This is a genomic window from Paraburkholderia sp. SIMBA_054, assembly GCF_046534875.1.
GTDB lineage: Bacteria > Pseudomonadota > Gammaproteobacteria > Burkholderiales > Burkholderiaceae > Paraburkholderia > Paraburkholderia hospita.
This window is the reverse complement of record NZ_JAWRXV010000111.1, coordinates 1-15768: the sequence shown is the minus strand read 5'-3', so window position 1 is coordinate 15768 and position 15768 is coordinate 1. Positions and strand designations below refer to the sequence as shown.

The 15768-nt window shown below is 59.6% G+C and carries 13 protein-coding genes; 5 read left to right on the top strand and 8 right to left on the bottom strand.

What is annotated here, in order from left to right; all coding sequences use genetic code 11:
- Positions 1–1206: 1206 nt before the first annotated feature.
- The 6 genes from SB822_RS52990 to SB822_RS52965 all read right to left on the bottom strand — a co-directional run bounded on the left by SB822_RS52990 (position 1207) and on the right by SB822_RS52965 (position 8775).
- Positions 1207–1740: a tautomerase family protein gene (locus SB822_RS52990; protein ID WP_007735250.1), complete on the bottom strand. Its 534-nt coding sequence runs from the start codon at positions 1738–1740 to the stop codon at positions 1207–1209.
- Complete coding sequence (locus SB822_RS52985; protein WP_009771084.1) at positions 1731–2174, bottom strand: organic hydroperoxide resistance protein; 444 nt, start codon at positions 2172–2174, stop codon at positions 1731–1733. Before SB822_RS52985 ends, SB822_RS52990 begins: the two co-directional genes overlap by 10 nt.
- A gap of 315 nt (positions 2175–2489) precedes the next feature.
- Entirely contained in the window at positions 2490–3200 is a 711-nt protein-coding gene (locus SB822_RS52980) for an SDR family NAD(P)-dependent oxidoreductase (protein WP_086915418.1), read from the bottom strand.
- A gap of 404 nt (positions 3201–3604) precedes the next feature.
- On the bottom strand, positions 3605–5506 hold the full coding sequence (locus SB822_RS52975; RefSeq protein ID WP_007734487.1) for a Na/Pi cotransporter family protein: 1902 nt from the start codon (positions 5504–5506) through the stop codon (positions 3605–3607).
- 366 nt (positions 5507–5872) lie between these two features.
- The gene (locus SB822_RS52970) at positions 5873–6196 is read right to left on the bottom strand and encodes a hypothetical protein (protein ID WP_410858563.1); all 324 of its coding nucleotides are present in this window, start codon (positions 6194–6196) and stop codon (positions 5873–5875) included.
- 1832 nt (positions 6197–8028) lie between these two features.
- Positions 8029–8775 (bottom strand): carbonic anhydrase family protein, encoded by a 747-nt coding sequence (locus SB822_RS52965; RefSeq protein ID WP_007734478.1) that lies wholly within the window; start codon positions 8773–8775, stop codon positions 8029–8031.
- Positions 8776–8966: 191 nt separating this feature from the next.
- Here SB822_RS52965 and SB822_RS52960 point away from each other — a divergent pair, with 191 nt between their 5' ends.
- The gene (locus SB822_RS52960; RefSeq protein WP_410858562.1) at positions 8967–9599 is read left to right on the top strand and encodes a transcriptional regulator; all 633 of its coding nucleotides are present in this window, start codon (positions 8967–8969) and stop codon (positions 9597–9599) included.
- 24 nt (positions 9600–9623) lie between these two features.
- Here SB822_RS52960 and SB822_RS52955 read toward each other — a convergent pair whose 3' ends face one another.
- Complete coding sequence (locus tag SB822_RS52955; RefSeq protein WP_410858561.1) at positions 9624–10754, bottom strand: DSD1 family PLP-dependent enzyme; 1131 nt, start codon at positions 10752–10754, stop codon at positions 9624–9626.
- A 98-nt stretch (positions 10755–10852) separates the two neighbouring features.
- Between SB822_RS52955 and SB822_RS52950 the strand changes: the two genes are divergently transcribed.
- From SB822_RS52950 to SB822_RS52935, 4 genes are all read left to right on the top strand, one after another.
- Complete coding sequence (locus SB822_RS52950; protein ID WP_007587822.1) at positions 10853–11773, top strand: LysR family transcriptional regulator; 921 nt, start codon at positions 10853–10855, stop codon at positions 11771–11773.
- Positions 11774–11932: 159 nt separating this feature from the next.
- Positions 11933–12898, top strand: a complete 966-nt coding sequence (locus tag SB822_RS52945; RefSeq protein WP_079487253.1) for a threo-3-hydroxy-L-aspartate ammonia-lyase — start codon at positions 11933–11935, stop codon at positions 12896–12898.
- A gap of 592 nt (positions 12899–13490) precedes the next feature.
- A complete protein-coding gene (locus SB822_RS52940) occupies positions 13491–13715 on the top strand; it encodes a hypothetical protein (protein ID WP_094297930.1) in 225 nt (74 codons plus the stop codon).
- A gap of 92 nt (positions 13716–13807) precedes the next feature.
- Positions 13808–14158 (top strand): type II toxin-antitoxin system HicB family antitoxin, encoded by a 351-nt coding sequence (locus tag SB822_RS52935; protein WP_094298159.1) that lies wholly within the window; start codon positions 13808–13810, stop codon positions 14156–14158.
- Between the two features lie 117 nt (positions 14159–14275).
- On the opposite strand, the gene SB822_RS52930 is transcribed toward SB822_RS52935, so the two are convergent.
- Complete coding sequence (locus tag SB822_RS52930; protein ID WP_007587829.1) at positions 14276–15448, bottom strand: porin; 1173 nt, start codon at positions 15446–15448, stop codon at positions 14276–14278.
- Between the last annotated feature and the right edge of the window lie 320 nt (positions 15449–15768).

Genomic DNA, 15768 nt, shown 5'->3' with positions numbered 1-15768 from the left:
GCAATCCGCTCGCATTGCCTGAATTCAAGATCACACGACCGCCTTTGTCTTCAAACCCGATTTATGCAACAACGCCCGTACGCTGCCGTCCCCCGAACCCTTGAAGCATCGGATCTGTTTAATACCGACAGTGCCTTGGGGGTTGTGCACAAAGCCACTCTTGCGTTTGCGCAACGTGAAAGGCTGACCGTTGGTGCCACAATGGTCATTGCACTTGCCGACCACCCATTTACATGCTCATTTTCCGACGAGCATCACCGCCATTCACACCAGCCGCGAAACGTCGTCTGTTCGTCCGCTTTCCGCGCGAATGCAGCCGCCTGGCGTTTGAACATAAAAGGCGGCGATGGGGCGCTTGCTGTCCACCAAACGAGCGCAAAGCGACCATGCGACCCGATCGTATGCTTGACGTCAGCGTTGTTCACCATGACCACCGTTGGTCGATGGCCGCACCGGTGTCGGCAGTGGCGATGACTTATCTCACGAGGCACCAGAGGAATCCCGTGCGCTCTGGAAGCTGGCGTCGGTCTGTGCGCTGATGGCGGATTAGGGGGCCGGCGTCAACCCGTTGATCTACCGCTTTCCGGGTAATTCCCGCGATAACCAGGCAGTTATCGCGGCATATTGTTCTCCGTTGCGCGTTCAAAAAGGATATTGACGTGGACCTGATTCGCGGGCCGCTTGGCAGGACATTGAGCCATCCAGTCGATCAAAAAACACAGCCGTTAAGAAACGAATACTTATCTTAATAGTACGGTTTGGTTTCCCATTTTTCTGAAAATTTCACGCTCACACAACTAAAGTTGTGTCTAAATTTCAACTAAAGTGGTTGCTACCCGCGGTCTTCCCCGACCCCCGCCGAGGTGCCGTGCATATCAGGCGTCTTCGCCATGCAGATAGAGGGATGTCGTCGCGATGGATGGGGGGCGCAGGTTTTCGCGTACCGAGTCAGTTCCATCCTCGCGCCAGCGCGTGTGACGCGTGTGCACCGCATTTTAGTGCGCTGGGCCGACGCGGCTTGTCGGCGATGACCCAATTGGGCCGGATGGCACGGGTGCGGGTCCAAAGGCCGCTTGGAGTGCCCAACCGACCCTCGAACGCCATCGATCTGCTTTCGATCATGTTCATACGAGTAGTAACACGCTTCGTCTATCTGGCGGTCATCCTCCAGCCAGATCAGCGGCCCCGTCGACCAGCGAGATCGCGCTAAGCGTCGTCGCTCGCTCGTTGGAATACATCGACAGTGGCCTCGATCGTCATGCGTGCCTTTTCGCGCCGTCTGCGCGCAAGTCGCTCCTCGCCGACACGCCGTTCGGGCTCACCGGCAAGCAAAGCGTGAATGTTGGGGAGCGTATAGATGGCGCCACGACTGCCCCAGGTACCGTCGGGAATCTCCGTCGGGAAGACCCAGACGCGCGATGCGACCTCTTCGAAGGGGCGGTTCTCCGCGCGGGCTACCGCTTCCGTGACTTCTTTCACCAGCTTCCTGCGTGATGCGTCAGTGTATTGCCCTTCAGGCGCCGACGGAATGATCCGGTAACGCGCCGCCTTCGACCGTTCCCCGCCGACGAATACGGCAGCAGGTCGATGGAGATGAAGCACACTGACGCCCTGCGCAACTGGATTGCCGGGATCGTACCCTTCCACCCTGATCAGAATGTCAGTCAGCTCTTTGACCAGGCGTGCTTCGGCCTCAGGCGTCAGGGCATCTTCCGGCCACAGTGCATCGATCATTGGCATTTCACTACCCCTTCAGTCTGAATGAGCGCGATTACGACATTGATGTTGCCGCGCGTAGCCTTGGAATACGGACAGGTCTGATGTGCCCGGTCCACCAGCGCCTGAGCGACGTCACGCGGCAAGCCGGGAAGGCTCACGTTCAAACGCGCCGCGAGAAAGTAGCCGCCGTCAGTCGTCCCGAAATCAATTTCAGCGTCGACACTCGTTTCGGCCGGCAGCGTGACGTTCAAGGCGCGTGCGGCGCCGCCCATTGCGCCAATAAAGCATGCCGACCAGCCGGCGCCGAACAGCTGCTCGGGATTCGTCCCGGCGCCTGCGGAACCCGGTCGCGAAAGCTTGATGTCGAGGCGGCCGTCCGAACTGCGCGCGGCCCCTTCGCGGCCCCCCGTCGCATGGACCTTGCCTGTGTACAGCACGTTTTCGATTCGAGTCATGGTGGTTTGCTCCAGTTGGTCAATGGAAGTATTGAAGTGCGCAGATGTATTCCGCGTTTGTCGGAAAGCTGCGGCTTTGGAATCTCGGGTATCAATCAGCGTTGCAGATACCGTGCGCTACACGGCCGCGGCGCGCCAGATCCAGCGAATGCAACACCGGGCTGCGCACGGTAACTGCGGGTGTTGCACACCTATCCTGTTCGTCATAAGGTCTACGAACGGATAGGGCGGCGTCGCGCGTGATGGCGAGTGGCAGACGGGTGATGCTCCGTGATATGGTGCGCGAGGGGCACCGTTCCCGACTTCCCGGTATGCTCAGTGGCCAGCACTCTGGCCGCCGTCCACGTGCAGGATCTCGCCCGTGACGAACGAAGCGGAGTCGAGATACAGAACGGCGTTGACGATGTCGCTCATCTCGCCCATATGGCCGACGGGATGCAGCGATCCCAGTGCTTCGTGCGTTTCCGGCGCGTGCATCGGCGACTTGATGATGCCGGGCGAAACGGCGTTCGCGCGGATGCCCGACTTCGCGTATTCGATGGCGAGCGACTTCGTTGCGGCGTTCAGGCCGCCCTTGGTCAGCGACGCGAGAACCGACGGCACGCCCGAGATTGCGTGATCGACGAGGCTCGTCGAGATCTGCAGGACGTGGCCGCTCTTGTTCTTTTCCATCTCGGCGATGGCGAGCTGCGTGATATGGAAGAAGCCGTTCACGTTCACGTTCATCACGGCCGCGTAGTCTTCGGCGGTGTATTGCGTGAACGGCTTGGCGATGAAGATGCCCGCGTTGTTGATCAGCGTGTCGACGCGGCCAAAGCGCTTTACGGCTTCCGAAACGGCGCGCTGTGCCACTTCGCGGTCGCCGATGTCGCCGGCGATCGTCACGACGTTCGGATCTTCGGAAGGTTTGATCGAGCGTGCTACCGCGAGGACGCGATAGCCTTGCTCGCGGAAGCCCTTGACGATCTCGGCGCCAATGCCTTGCGATGCACCCGTGACGATAGCGACCTTTTGCGAATTGCTCATGATTGACCTCTGAAAGTGTGTTCGGCTTGCGTCGGAATCGACAGCGCCGTTAGGTCGTCAATCTAGGCTCCCTCGACCCGGTTGCGTACACCCGCAGTGGACAAACAGTTGTGATCGCCAGGAACAGATGCAGTTGGTGCGTCCGTACACTTCAAGCGCTGCCGAAGGGAAAATGTCCTCGGACGGCGCGACCAGTTTCGGCAGCGGCGCGTGGGTGCTCGAACGAACCAGGGTGCGGTCGCTGATGTCGCATCGGTTTGCGCGACCGGTTTGGGTCACGTGTTGGCGACCCCAGAAGACCCCGAGCCGCAGGCGGTTATGTGAGGTGCATGGGGCAGTGGTCGGCCAGCAGCGGCTGTTAGACAACGTGATCGCGCAGAAAAGTTCCAGGTGCGTCTCTAAGGCTACTTGAGTATTCCGTCGTGGAACTGCCCAAGGCTGACTCTCGCCAGATCAAAGGCCAGATGCGTCACGTAGCCAATTGCGGTTTGTGGCGAGTCGCTCGCATCGATACTGTTGGGTCTGAGCAGAAGGCGTGGACCGCGCTCCGCACCGGCAATCTTTCCGACGGGTGAGTAGACGCCGGTCACACAGAGACCGAGCTGCACGGCACGGAGACAGCCCGTCTCGAGCGCTTCCCTGAGTCCATCCATGCTACTCGCAGGTACATTGAGCGATGCCCACCATAGATCCGGTTCATGCAACTCATCGTCCTGGCGGTTGAATCCGACTCTGGCGGTACCCAAGGGAATATCGGAGAAGGCCGTACCGAGCGATTCTTGCAGGCTGCGAAGCCCATCGTGGTCTGCGCTGCTGATCTCGCGGCTCGCAAAGGTAAGGTGGACCGCGGGGGTGGTGATCCAGGGCTCACCAATGATCGACAACTCGCCGTCGTCCAGAGACGCGGTGCCGCAGATGGTGGTTGAAAGGGCAGCATGGGCCGCCCCGGTGACGGGCTCCAGCTGGCGCATGACACGGAGATCCTGCAGATGAAGCCAGATCGATCCCTTCAGTTTGAACGTCGAGATACTCCCATCGTCCCCCAACCATTCAAGCGCATTTTGGCCGGCGGTCCGAATAATGACGCTGCGAGGCCGGTCGGTCTCGCCGGTCGCCAATCCGGCAGATTTCTCGGTTTCGAAGCGTTCGTCACTACGTGGCGACATGTCCGGCAATTGCCGCCCAACGTCTCCAGTTGCCGTCACGTTATCGAGTATGTCCTGACGCATGCGAACGACGGCGCGCTGTCCATCCGACGGACATCTCGTCCCCGGCGCTGTTCGCGCTGTGTCGTGCGATAACGGTGGAATTTCCTGCGGGTTCCGTAGGTCACGAAACGGGCCGGGTGGGTCAATAAAACTGCCCCACGCCGGCATCAGACGAGTCAACAGGTTGCCGTACGGCACGAGCAGCGGCATGAACGCGATTGCCACGAAAACGTTGAACAGCGTATGAAAGTCGGCGACTACCCGCCCGTTGTCCGGCTCGATTACGACCATCATGCGGCCAATCGGCACCAGCGCTGCGAGCACTATAGCGACGCCCACTAACAATATCAGCAGGATTCCAACCGGGACACGCCGCGACGACGGTTCGCCTGGCGCCGCGCGGTCAAGCACTGGCCGGGCGGCCGTACCGAGATTCGCGCCTAGAACAAGGGCGAATGCCGTATCGGGCGGCACGACGTTCTTTGCACAGAGCGACGCTATCAGCAGCACGGCGGCCACGTTCGACTCCGCCGCCCAGCTCAGGCTTGCGGCCAGCATCATGTCGACCACCGGCATCGTGGACGCAGCGCCCAAAACCATCCGAAGGCTGGGAGCATCTTCGTAGTCCGTCATCAGATCGAGCAGCGCATGCAGCCCGAGCAGCATGATCCCAAGCCCGATGAATGCTCGCCCCAGATCATGGGCGCGAGAATTCGACGCCTTCCTGAACATCAGGACGCCAACAAGGATAAGCGCGGGAGAGATAGCGGGCTGATCGACAACCAGCAGTATCTGGACGACCAGGGTCGCACCTATATTCGCGCCGAGTACCGCTGCAAGTGGCGGTGCAAGGTCGGCCGGACGCGCGATAGCGGCACGCTCGGTCATCCATCCCATCACCGTGCTGCTCTGCTGGATAACGGATACGCCCATACCACCCAGAAAAGCATGTCCACGATCGCGCAGCGCACGCACGAGCAACGGCTCGAAGACCGGGTTCAACGCCCGGTATATGCCCGTCTGGAACATCTGCACACCCAGTAGCAGTAGCGCGACGGAGCCGGCGAGATCGATAAGGGTAAAGGTCTGCATTGGCATGGCGACTCGTGCTTCCCGCAATTGTCCTTGCCACTCCTGTCTGACGCGCCGACACCTCAGAAAAGGGCTTGAGGCGGATCAGGGCTGAACAACCGACAACGCACAACCGAACAGAATTTTCCACGAGACTGCGCGCGCAATACGTGCGCCAACGAACAGCGCAATCAGTTGTTTGGGCTAACCGGCGAAATAGACGGGTTAATGGGGTGCCCCGGTCGAAACTACCGTGCTGAGAGCGCGAGCTCTTCGCTGCCAGATGCTCTGAGATCGATCATGGGTTCCGCGAAAAACGAATGGTTGTGCCAGATGGGGCCATGATTCGGACCCGGAACGCCTGAACGGTGAGTAGTGGGGACGTAGAGAACCTCAAAACGTGTCAATCCGTTCCAGAAGACGATGCAGGCGCTGCTGCTGTTTTGGAGCCAGTCCGGTTGTAGCGGAGGCCTGGAGAACCCGGTCACGCCAGTATGTCCGGGAAAATAGTGAGCTTGCACCGTCGGTATCAAGCACGGTTTCCAGGTGGGCGATTGCAGCGTCGATATCACGGAAGGTGTATGGACTGGGATTGCGTGTCTTGCTATTACCTGAAGCCATGACCACGTTTAGGTCGTTATTTAGGTTATATGGATTACTAATTAGATCCGCGTTATCAGAACGGTGAGCCACAAAATAATACGATCGGCCGTTCATGGATTTCCTCAGACGACATCTTCCCCAGCGACGGATGTCGAGGGTACTTCATGGCGGAAATCGATACGTCTGCTGATTGTTGCAATGCAGCAGGTTTCTGATTCTAAGGGACCGCGTGTGATTGTCAAATCCTTAGATACATGGCGACCGCGTCGGGAAAGAGAGGACGTCGGTCATCCTTGTGCCATCCCTTCAGGCGCGGGTCGTTTGGGCCGTTAAACAGATTGGGGAATCTGTTGGTATATCGCGACGCCGACCCGTCGCGATTTCTGAGGGTAAGTGATGAAGCAGACTGTGAGTCTGTTCAAGGACCTGCGCATCGGCGCGCGTCTCACGTTTTCATTTCTTACTGGTGTAAGCCAGCAGAACGCTTCGGCACACTTGTCCTGACCAAGACGTCTTGACGGCGACTTTCGCAAACGGCTCCGTGCCGACGGTCCATTTCGAGGCGGGTAAATGCAACGACTATGGCGTGTGGCTCGACATTATAGGCAGCACGGGCGACTTCAAAATCTAAGACCCGACCTGAAGATCTCACCACGGCTGGCCGTCCGCCGTAATTCTGATCGGAGTGAGATGATGAGAAGGTACCGCTGTCTGATCAATTCGTAATGCTAAACGCCTTTTTAGCGGGGCAGGACATTGCGGCGCAGGGAAATCATGCTCCATGGTCCGGTTTAGGAAATTTTTGCACTTTTCAAAAGCGGTGGACGAGCGTCGCGTCGGAAATTGAGCCGCTGGATCAGCGTCGTACACGTCCGGCTTCCGGTGCCGTGTGGCGTCCGGGTCGAACTTCCAATCAGGGACGTGCGGTATCGGCCGGTCGTTCGATGCACGCTGCAGACAGAAGCGCTGCTCGGTCGGAGGGGTTCCAGTCCGAAGCACTATGCCTGGTAGCGGCGTAGGTGATTTGATAGGTTGAAAGTCATTCATGTACGGCCGTTCAAAACCAAAGGACAGTTCTGTGCGATTCGGCTCGTCAGGGAGACAGGGATTTGATACGACCACGCGCAATAGCGAAAAACATCTAAAGCTAATTGGGGATCGAGCCGCATATGTTGGGCAGTGGAATTGATGAGCTGTTTGAGTACCACATCACGTCGGTACTGACTCATAAAGCAGTCGGCGAAAATCTTGGTAACTTGATTGTCCGCGACATAGCGATGGCGATACCATAAACTGATAAATCTAAGAGAGTCGAGAACGGTCCTGTCCAGCCTATCTGTCTCGACCAACGTCCATTCAATTCCCTGCTCAATGCACCACTGTTGCTGGATCCGCACCAAGGATTGTTCCCTGCGCTTGAGATCTGCTGCGCGAGTGACTAACGAAACCGCACGAAAGTGCAGCCCTGAGGAGCATTTTTCAGTAATCAGGAAGTCAGCGATTAAGGGCTCTGGGAATATGCCGTGAAGGGGATGGTTGACACCGAAATCCTCCGCGAGCCGCAATGTGCGGTTGATGTCGAGGATAGGTCATAGCTCCCGGATGTCGACGATCTCGTGAACCCGTTCAAGGAGGTAAAAGTATGTTTTCGACCGCTGGTCAGGGATTTCATAGCGGCGCCCAACTCGGATGCCGTGGACGAAGCCAATTGTTCCCACGTTGCCGCTGTTCCTGAGATTACGCCAGGCTCGATATTCTGTTTGCGCGCCCGTCCCTAAACCTTTGCCTACGCGGGCGCGCAGGTGCGGTGGGTAAAGGGAGGGGTTGCGTTTTCATTCCATCAAACAAGAATAGGGCGCACAGCCAGAAAGTCCACCGAATTGGCCAAAATCCCAAAACTTTAGTCTACTGACGACAGAAAATTCCATCGCCCTGCCAATTACCCATCAGCCCAAAAACTCCAGCGCGCCCGTGCTCAGGTTATACATCGCGCCGACGATCTTGATCGTGCCCTGGCTTTCCATTTCGGCCAGCACGGGACTATCGCGACGTATGTTGCCGATCGTCAGTTCGACGTTCTTGCGCGCCACGGCATTCACGAACGCGTAGTTCGTTGCGGAGCGCTCGCCGTTGTACTCGGTGGCCTGCACGGCGGGTTTGATCTTGTCGAGCAACGCGGTGAGATTGCCCAGCTCGGCGTTCGCAATGGCGCCCTTGATTGCGCCGCAAGCCGTGTGGCCCATCACGACGACGACCTTCGCGCCCGACAGCTTGCACGCAAACTCGATGCTACCGAGGATGTCGGTGTTCTCGACGTTGCCCGCAACGCGGCAGTTGAAGATGTCGCCGATACCGAGGTCCATGATGACTTCGGCGGGTGCGCGTGAATCGATGCAGCTCAGCAGCACGGCGGCGGGATATTGCCCGGCTGCGCTCGCGCGTTGCTCGCGCAGATAGTTGCGCGGCTTTCGCTCGCCCTTCTGGAAGCGCGCGTTGCCCTGTTTCATATCGTCGATGATTTCTTGCGGCGACATCCGGTCGCGCTGCGCCCGGGTCAGCGCATCGGCGCGTGCCACGCCGGACAGGAACGAGATCTGGGCAAAGCCTGCAACGGCCACAGCGCTCGTCAACCGCAGAAATTGCCGGCGGCCCGAGCCTTTGTACTGTCGTGGATATTCATACGTATTGCACATGAACGGGCTCACTGGTTTTTGCAACGTCGTTATGACTCAAGGCACTGCGTTCGATGCGTCACGCATGAGTCGAATATAGGCGATGCCGGATTGCGTTCAAGAGAAATGAAACCGCACGACGCTTTCGTTCGCTACGCCTTGCGGCCGCAAGTGACTGTACAATATGGGTAATTTTAGATAAAACGTCTATCATGAGAAAAAGCACGTTGGAGCGGGAGCAGGCGTCGCTTCTCGATCAGGTGAAGCAGATCGCCGACGGTCTGGGGCAGACGTTCGCCCCATTTTGCGAAGTCGTCGTCCACGATCTGCGCGACCCGGGGCATGCGATTCTCGCGATTCACAACAATCTGTCCGGGCGCGCGGTCGGTGACCCGGCGACGGAACTCGGACTCGCGCGGATCGCGGACGAAGACTATCCGCAGTTGCTGACCAACTATCCGAACCAGTTCGGCGACGGCCGCCGGGCGAAGAGCACGTCGGTCGGGATCAAGGATTCATCGGGACGCTATGTCGCCGCGTTGTGTCTCAACGTCGACCTGAATCTGTTTCGCGGCATTCAGAACGTACTGGAGCAGTTCTGCACGGCTTCAGGCGTCGGTGCAAAAGAATCGCTCGATCCAGCGAATGCCGAGGCGATCCGGGAGCGCATCGACCAGTACGCGATGTCGCTGTCCACCACGCCGCAGGCGCTGAAGACGGAGCATCGGCGTGCGTTGATGCAGGAGTTGAAGCAGGCGGGCTTTCTGGAGGTGCGCAAGTCGATGGAAATCATTGCTGCGCACCTGGGCGTATCGCGTGCGACGGTGTACAACGATACGAAGTGACGCGGCCTTGCGGCTTCCGTCCGCTTACCAGCCATAGAATCTCGGCCACGCGGACACACCGCCGTCGCGCGGCAGCGCGTGATACTCCGGGTGTTGAGCACCCGTTGCACATGCGTGGTTGGGCAGAATACGCAACCGTGTGCCGACCGGGAAACGCTGCGCGATCGACGTGTCCGGCTCTCCGACTTGCGAGACGATGCCGTGCTCCTGATTCGCGGCGCTCATCACAAAACCTTCGACAGGCACGCCGTCTTCGGTGCATACCAGCCCGTAACCGAAGTCCTGCTTCTGGCGCTGCGTGCCGCGGTCGCGGCTCATCGCCATCCAGCCCGCGTCGACGATTGCCCAGCCCTTGCTTTCCTGATGACCGATCACCGTGGTCAGCACGCTGAGCGCGATCTCGTCGATGCCGCACACGCCAACGTTGTGCATCACGAGATCGAAGAACACATAGACGCCCGCGCGAACCTCCGTCACGCCTTCGAGATGCCGCGCGGCGAGCGCCGTTGGCGTCGAACCGATGCTGACCGCGTCGCAAGGCAGGCCGGCTGCGCGCAGCCGTTGGGCCGCATGCACGCAGCCGGCGCGCTCCTGTTCCGCGATTCGCTCCAGTTCTGCTGACGTGCTGTAGTCGTAGCTCGAGCCTGCATGCGCGAGCACGCCGCCCAGCTTCATTTTTCCTTCATGCAGAATGCGCCCGACGTCGAGCAACAGGTCGTCATCCGGCGCGACGCCTGAGCGATGTCCGTCGACGTCGACCTCGATCCACACCTCGAACGTCGCCGCATGCGCGTTCCCGAACGCCACGATGGCTTGCGCCGAATGGACGCTGTCCGTGATGATCTTCAGGCGGCAGCCACGGCGGAGCAGTTGCAGCGCCTGTTCGAGTTTGCTGGGCGCCATTGCCACTGCATAGACGATATCGCCGATGCCTGCGGCGAAAAACTGCTCCGCTTCTTTGAGCGTCGAAACGGTGATCCCTTGCGCGCCGGCGGCAAGCTGCGCGCGCACGACATGCTCGCATTTGGTCGTCTTCACATGCGGCCGGAATGTCACACCGTGTGCGTCCATCCGCGTTTGCATGCGCTGGATGTTGCGCGTCATGACATCGACGTCGACGATGGCGGCGGGCGTATTGAGCGAGGCGAGATTCACAGTGCTTTCCTTGTGACGAAGAGTGCGCGGATTCACTGTAGAGTCTTTGGACTATAGTGTGGTTAATGGTCCATCAACGTCTCATTTAATCCAGTTTAATGGTCGATCTCGACGACATGCGCATGTTCAGGGCGCTCGGCACGACGCATTCGCTTGCGGGTGCCGCGCGGCTGCTCGACGTCACGCCACCCGCGCTCACCGTGCGGCTGCAAAAGCTCGAAGAGCGCCTTGGCGTGCATCTCGCGGTGCGCGAGGCGCGCGGCATCTCACTCACTGACGAAGGCACGCGGCTGATGCTCGAAGCAATCGATCTGCTCGAACGACTCGAAACGCTGCCTGAGCGGATCGCAGCGGAACATCAGTCCGTATCGGGGAGCCTGCGCATCGTCGCGCCGCTGGGTTTCGGGCGCGTTCACGTGGCGCCCGTTCTCAGGGACTTTCACCTGATGTATCCGAACGTGAAGGCCAGCCTGACTCTCTCCGATAGCCCGCTCGCCGACAGCGCGGGTGCGGACATCGTGATCCATATCGGCGAAATGAAGGACTCGTCGTGGGTCGCGCACGTCCTTGCGCCGAACGAGCGCTATCTGTGCGCGAGCCCGCGACTGGCGGCCAGTCTCGAGGCGCTGGAGCATCCTCACGAACTCGCGCATCTGCCTTGTCTTTGCCTGCGCGAGAACGACGAGGATGTATCGCGCTGGCGTTTCGAAAGGGCGTCGGGCAGAAACGCGAAACAGGGCAAGGCGGTGACTGTGCGCGTGACAGGGGCGCTATCGTCGAACGATGGCGGCGTGATCGGCGATTGGGCCATGCGCGGACTTGGCATCATGGTGCGATCCGAATGGGACGCGGGCGCGCTGATCGCAAGCGGAAAGCTCAAGCGCCTGTTGCCGCAGTGGCGGTTGGCGCCTGCGCCGATCGTCGCGCTCGTGCCGACGCGAAAGGGCGTGCCTGCCCGAGTGCGGCTTTTCCTCGACGCGGCGCGGGCCGCGATGGATCCGCCTCCGTGGCGCAAATAGCGCGCTGCGTGGCTGTCTTGATGGCGAGAATTTACAAAATGTATTGACATAGACAATATGTCTAATCACAATTCGATCAATCCAGCGGGATAATTGCGCGTCGCTGCAGTTCGCGCGTTCCACGCCCGCGTCGCTCAACATTCGATATCCCGGACAATCATGCTCACTTTGCCCACTTATGACGACGTCGTCGCCGCATCGAAGCGGCTCGAAGGCGTTGCGCACCGCACGCCCGTCCTGACTTCGCGGACCGTCAACGAAATGTTCGGCGCCGAGGTGTTCTTCAAATGCGAAAACCTCCAGCGCATGGGCGCGTTCAAGTTTCGCGGCGCGTTCAACGCACTGTCGAAGTTCGATGAGCAGCAGCGCCGTCAGGGTGTGGTCGCGTTTTCGTCGGGCAATCATGCGCAGGCCGTCGCACTGTCCGCGCGTCTGCTCGGCATGCCCGCTACGATCGTGATGCCGCAGGACGCGCCGCAAATCAAGGTCGAGGCAACCAAAGGCTACGGCGGCAACGTCGTCCTTTACGACCGCTACAAGGAAGACCGCGAGCAGATTGGCCGCGATCTCGCGCAGAAGCACGGCCTGACGCTGATTCCGCCCTACGATCATCCCGATGTGATTTCCGGGCAGGGCACAGCGGCGAAAGAACTGTTCGACGAAGTCGGGCCGCTCGACGCGTTCTTCGTGCCGCTCGGCGGCGGTGGATTGCTGTCGGGCTCAGCGCTGTCGACACGCGCGCTGTCGCCCGATTGCGCGCTTTACGCTGTCGAGCCGGAAGCGGGCAACGACGGGCAGCAATCTTTCCGGTCAGGAAAGATTGTTCACATCGACACGCCGAAGACGATCGCCGACGGCGCGCAAACGCAGCATCTCGGCGAATACACGTTCCCGATCATCCAGCGCGATGTCACCGATGTGCTCACGGCGAGCGACGCGGAACTCGTCGATTGCATGCGTTTCTTTGCGGCCCGGATGAAGATCGTCGTCGAGCCGACTGGTTGTCTGAGCTTCGCCGCCGCGCGCCAGATGAAGGACAAACTCAAGGGCAAACGGATCGGCGTGTTGATCAGCGGCGGCAATGTCGATGTGCAGAAGTTCGCGGAGCTGGTTTCGGCGAGCTGAAGGAAGCCGGCGCTCTGGCGACGGGGCTAACAGTACACGCCAAGATGCGCTGACATCGACGGCCCGCCGGCGTGAGGCGGAAAAACGCACCAGCCGCCGTCGTGATGACGAAAGAAGAAGATCGCCCGCGCACCGCACGTCGTTGACGCCTCGACGTGCGCGTATCTCGTTCCGTCCCTGCGCCTATGTCCAAACCGCACGACCCGAATCTGCCCTTGTGGTCCGGGGGCGAGCCACTTTTCGACCTGAGAGTGCAGCGATTTGGCGGCGGTGTTCATGATCAACTCCTGTTGCTCGTCCCGGTATTTCGCATCGCTGCTTGAGCACGATGCCGTGGGATGAACTGAAGGGTAGGACCGCCGTTTCATTTATGATAGTTAATGTTTTTTATGTTTATCATAATCTTTTACGAATATATTCTGCGGCGACGTGGGCGGCTGCGAGGCATGTCAACGTCACGGCAAGAATTTGCGCCAGCTCATAAAATCGTCGCGCGCCCGGCAATGCGGGCGGCACTTTTTGATGAACATAGCTGGCACGGCATGCGAAATGAAGCTTTCCATGTGGCCGCAGCGGGAAGGAAGTACCCGACATGGAAGAGGTTTTCACATCGAGATCGAGCGCAGTTGCACGCATCGTGAGTGCGCGTGCGGCGCTGTTGAAGGATCCGGACGCTGCCGCCGTGAGCGGCGGCGAAAAGGCGGCACGGCTCGAGCGCCTGGAACGCCTGCTCTTCGACGTGCGCGCGGGCCGCACGAATGACTTCACGATGCCGACGGCGAACGGGGAAGTGCGAATTTTTGTGTCGCCGGATTAGCGCACATCAGGCGGCAGAGCGTCGCGGCGAGACTTGTCGAGTGGTTCCAATAATGGAACCATCTGCAGATGACAGAAAAAATTATCGAACCAATGAGTCGCAAACCCGCGAACGTCAGACTGCCCGCTGATCACTACACCTACCGCGTCACGTGGTCGCCGGAAGACGGCGAACACGTGGGACTATGCGCGGAGTTTCCATCCCTTTCGTGGCTTGCCCGTTCGCCCGACGCCGCCCTCAAGGGAATACGCGCAGCTGTCGCGGAAGCCATCGCAGACATGATCGAACAAGGTGAAGCCGTACCTGATCCACTTGCGGAGAAGCGCTATAGCGGCGAGTTCAGAGTACGCATTCCGCCTGAGCAGCATCGCGCGCTGGCGATGCAGGCGGCCGAGCAGGGCGTGAGCCTGAACCGGCTCGTCAGCATGAAGCTCGCAGCCTGAGTTTCACTTTTCACCCATCCCCACCAACAAAAACGCCCCGCAAAAAGCGGGGCGTTTCCAGTCCTTCTGCAAGCGTGCAAGCAAAGCGCCCGAAAGCGCTTTGCCCTGCAACACCGCTTAGAACTTGTGACGCATGCCGACGCGGAACGCCAGCTGGTTTTGCGAACCCGAACCCGACGTGTTGAAGTACGACGTCGACGAACCGATCTGAGCCTGAATCGGCGCACCCGAAGCCGTCTTGCCCGACGCGTCCTGATAGATCACCAGGCCGTAGACGTCGGTGCGCTTCGACAGCGCGTAGTCGACGCTTGCGTCCACCTGGTTGAAGTGGCCCGTCGTCGCACCCGTCAGACGCGAGTACGTGTAGCCGAGACCCGTCGTCAGCGCCGGCGTGAATGCATACTTCGCGCCGCCTTCGAAGTTGTTGAACGTCGTCGATGCGCCCGTGATCGGCTCGAAGTGCGTGTTCGTCCACAGCGCGTAGAGCGTTGCCGGTCCGATGATGTAGCGGCCACCCAGGCCGAACGTGCGCAGGTCGCGCACGGTGCCCGTCGTGACGTTGGCGATCGACGTCGAGAATGCCGGCGTCGCCTGGCCCGGGAAGCGGATGTCCGTGTACGCTGCGCCCAAACCGATCGGGCCGTTCGCGTAGTTCACGCCGAAGCTGTAAGCGCGCGACGAGCCTGCGACGGGAGCCGCTGCCGTGCCCGTTGCCGGTGCGCCGCCGAATGCGCCAGCCTGGTTCGAGAAGCCGTACATTGCGCCGAACGTCAGGCCAGCGTAGTTCGCGCTGCTGAACTTGACTGCGTTGTTGATGCGGCTCGACGTGAGCTGGTCGACGTCGTTGATGTGGTAAGCGTAGTTACCGGCGACCGTCAGGCCACCCGTCGAATAGTTGCTGCCCAGATAATCGGTCGTGAACGCGTATTGACGACCGAACGTCAGCGAGCCGATGCCGTCCTTCGACAGACCCACGAATGCCTGACGGCCAAACAGTGCGCCGCCTTGACCCGACGTGCCGTTGCCGCTGTTGAAGCCGCTTTCGAGCACGAACAGTGCCTTCAGGCCGCCGCCCAGGTCTTCCGTGCCGCGCAGGCCCCAACGGCTGCCTTGCGCCACGCCGTCGTCATACTTGAACAGCTTGTCGCTGCCGCCTGCTGCGTTCTTCGAGTGGTTTGCGTAGCTGATACCTGCATCGATGATGCCGTACAGCGTGACGCTGCTTTGTGCGTGTGCGGTCCCTGCAAATGCCGAGGCGAGTAGAGCGGTGGTAAGTACTTTCTTGTTCAAAACTTTCTCCAGATTGAAAAATGGCAATCGCGAGCCAGACTCTGTGGCAGGTCGCGCGACGGGCGCAAATGTAACGAGGAGAAAGGAAAGGAATATGACAGCAAATCTTTTTGCTAAATATGTAGTACAAATACGACAACATTTGCTTTGCGTACAAAAGGGTCGCGCGCAAATCTGTGCATATGCTTCATATTCGCGGCACCGCTAAGCGAATGACAAGCAGGTTTGTTTAGTGTCCGTCACGGCGTTGTTGCATAAATCGGGTTTGAAGACAAAGGCGGTCGTGTGATCTTGAATTCAGGCAATGCGAGAGGATTGCG